Annotated in this window: 2 protein-coding genes and 1 pseudogene; all 3 read left to right on the top strand. The window is 60.9% G+C overall.

The window, feature by feature from the left end; translation table 11 throughout:
* On the top strand, positions 1-888 hold an 888-nt coding region (locus RDN59_RS11705; RefSeq protein WP_308607983.1), incomplete at its 5' end, for an amino acid deaminase/aldolase.
* Positions 885-2,165: a D-arabinono-1,4-lactone oxidase gene (locus RDN59_RS11710; RefSeq protein WP_308607984.1), complete on the top strand. Its 1,281-nt coding sequence runs from the start codon at positions 885-887 to the stop codon at positions 2,163-2,165. The genes RDN59_RS11705 and RDN59_RS11710, both read left to right, overlap by 4 nt.
* A gap of 209 nt (positions 2,166-2,374) precedes the next feature.
* Positions 2,375-3,245 (top strand): annotated as a pseudogene (locus tag RDN59_RS12320) (MFS transporter).
* Positions 3,246-3,378: the final 133 nt, after the last annotated feature.

Consider the following 3,378-nt stretch of genomic DNA (forward strand, 5'->3'; position numbering starts at 1 on the left):
GACATCGTGGTGGCTTACCCGAGTGTCAACCGCAAGGCTCTGCGTGAGCTCGCGATGGATGACACAGCGCGCGAGGCTGTCACCGTCATGGTAGACAGCGTCGAGCTCTTAGCCCTGCTTGAGGGATCCCTGCGCGTGGCCATCGACATTGATTGCACCCTTCATTTGCCGGGCGCAGTTGTGGGCCCGCGGCGCTCGCCCGTGCGCACGCCGGAACAGGTCTCGGTACTGGCGCGCGAGATTCTTCGACGCGGGCACCGGCTTGTCGGACTTATGGCCTATGAGGGACAAGTGGCATCCGTCGCGGATGGTCTGCCGGGGCCGGTGGGGGCAGTCAAGCGCTGGCTGCGCACTAAGTCCATGACGGACCTGGCCCCGCGTCGCCGTGCCTGCGTGGAGGCCGCACGGGAGGTGGCGGACATCGAATTCGTCAACGGCGGTGGCACAGGCAGCCTCCAAGAATCTGCGGCGGAAGGAACTCTAACCGAGCTTGCCGCAGGCTCGGGCTTCTACACACCCGCGATCTTCGATGACTTCACCGGCATCAACCACAAGGCGGCAGCGTTCTTCGTCTGCCAGGTCTCCCGCGTTCCCGCGCCGGGTTGGGTCACGGTCAACTCCGGAGGCTGGATTGCCTCCGGGCCGCCCGCGAAGGATCGCGTTCCGGTTCCCGTGTGGCCGGCGGGCCTGAGCTACTCCAGCACCGAAGGCGCCGGGGAAGTGCAGACCCCGCTGCGCGGGGCTGACCTGAACGTCGAGGACCTTGTGTGGTTCCGTCACGCCAAGGCCGGCGAAATGACGGAGAACGTCGACCACCTTCTAGCCGTCGGACCTGACGGCGTTGACGTCTGGGACACCTATAGAGGACAAGGATGGACACTGCGATGACCACATTCACTAACTGGGCCGGCTCGGTCACGACGAACCCCGTGGAATTCCTCCAGCCCACGCGTATCGATGAGATACCAGACATCATCACTCGTTCCCGCAGCGTGCGTGCGGTGGGAGCAGGCCACTCCTTCACGCCCATCGCGGCGGGGGAGGAGACGATGCTCAATCTCGATCACGTGAGTGGGCTGGTGAGCGTCGATAAGCAGCGCAAGCGCGTCCGTTTCCTGGCAGGCACTCGCTTGCGGGACGTGCCCAAGCTCCTGCGTCCCTTCGGGCTTGCCCTGGCTAACCAGGGTGATGTGGACCCGCAATCGCTGGCGGGCGCGATTTCGACATCGACTCACGGCACCGGCATCAATTACACGGGCTTTGCGGGCACGGTCACTGGGCTGACGCTTATCGACGCCGACGGCAACACCCGCACCTATTCCATCGACGAAGACCCAGAACTCCTTCGCCTCGTGGTCGTCAGCGTCGGCGCGCTCGGCGTGGTTGTCGAAGTCGAGATGCAATGTGTGGATGCCTTCGACCTGCTGGCTGAGGAGTCCGGTATTGCCTTCGATGAGTTGATGGATAACTGGGAGGAGCTCTCTCGGGGCGTCGACCACTTCGAGTCCTACTGGTTCCCGCACACTGACCGCGCGATGGTCAAGGCCAACACGCGCCTCGAACCGAACGGGGAGCGCCGCTCGCGGCTTAAGCAGCTTATCGACGACGAACTCATCGGCAACGGCGCCTTTGCCGCTGCCCTGACGCTGGGGCGTCTTGTGCCGGGGACGATCCCGACGCTCAACAAGTTCGCCACCTCGGTTATCTCTCATAACCGCTACCGATCGGCCGCCCACGACGTGTTCGTCAGTCCACGCCGGGTTCGTTTCCACGAGATGGAGTATGCGGTGCCGCTTGCCGACGGCCCCGCAACCGTCCGCGAAATCCGCCGCTTCATCGACGAACAGGACTGGCGTATCGGATTTCCGATGGAGCTGCGCACGACGGCCGCGGATGACGTTGCGCTGTCAACGGCATCGGGCCGCGAGTCGATGTACATTGCCTTCCACATTCCACGTGCGCTTAATCCGCGGGACTATATGCCTAAGGTGGAGCCGATCTTCCGCGCAGCGGGTGGGCGCCCGCACTGGGGCAAGATGAACTCCCTGTCCCGGAACGACTTTGCTCAACTTTATACAAGATTTGAGGAGTTCTGCGAGCTGCGTGAAAAGATGGATCCGGAGTGGAAGTTTGGTTCACCCTACCTGCGGAAACTGTTCGGGTAGGGGCGTCGTCAAGCGCAGCCCAAGGCGTGGAAGGGGATTCGAAAGTATTTCTGATCTTTGGTAGCGTTTGGAAGTCTTAATTCCATACGCTGTCGAAGAAGGTGTCTCAAACGTCCGCTGAATCCAAGCCACTCATCACGCCGACATTTGTGTTTGCGTGGTTGGTAAATTTCGCCCAGTTTACGGTCTTCTATCTGCTCGTGACCATCATGGCGCTCTATGCCGTCGAGCAATTCCAGGCTTCGGATACAGCGGGCGGGTTTGCCTCCAGTGCCTTCGTGGTGGGGGCGACGATTGCTCGCCTCTTTTCGGGCTACATCGTGGATGCAGTTGGGCGGAAACGTTCGCTGGTCATCTCCCTCATCGTGGTGGCTGTGGCGATGGCGCTGTATTTCCCGGCCCAGTCTCTGCCTCTGTTGTTTGCTGTTCGTATCGTGCACGGCTTCGGTTATGCGGTGGCGTCGACGGCTGTGATGGCCGTGGCGCAATCAGTGATTCCGGATCACCGCCGCGCTGAGGGGACCGGCTACTTTGCCCTGGGCACGACGTTGGCTACAGCTTTTGGTCCGGCGGCAGGCCTGGCGATTGTCCACAACGCCGGCTATAACTCCGTGTTTCTAGTGGCGTTGACGCTGACGGTGGTGGCCTTGGGGCTGGGGCTCGTCGTCAAGGCGCCGGCGCAGGAGCGTCGAAGCGTCTCCTTTTCCTTGGGGAATATTGTGCACCCAGCGGTGGCGCCATTTGGAGTCTTCATCCTTTTGGTCGGTGTTGCTTATGGGCATCATTACCTTCCTGAATGGTTATTCCGCTCACGCCGGTCTGGAGAAGGGAGCTAGCTATTTCTTCTTGGCTTATGCGGTGGTGAGCCTCATTCTGCGTTTCGTGCTGGGCAAGCTGCAGGATCGTCGCGGTGACAACATCATCATCTACTCCTCGCTCGTCTTCTTTATTGCTGGTCTGGCTGTCCTGGCCTCGGCTAGTGATGATTGGCAGATTATTGCTGCGGGCGCTTTGGTGGGCATCGGTTATGGCTCTATCCTTCCAGCGGGCCAGGCTATCGCTGTGCGTCTGGGGGCCTGACCCCTGTTTGGTAGACACCTGATATCCAGCCCTGTTGGGTTGGGAAGAAAGGTAATCTACCACCATGCCTAGGTACTCCGAACAGTTCAAACGTGATGCTGTGGCCCTCTACGAAAACAATGAGGACCTCTCA

Origin of the sequence: uncultured Corynebacterium sp. (genome assembly GCF_902489365.1) — a bacterium.
In the GTDB taxonomy this organism is placed as follows: domain Bacteria; phylum Actinomycetota; class Actinomycetes; order Mycobacteriales; family Mycobacteriaceae; genus Corynebacterium.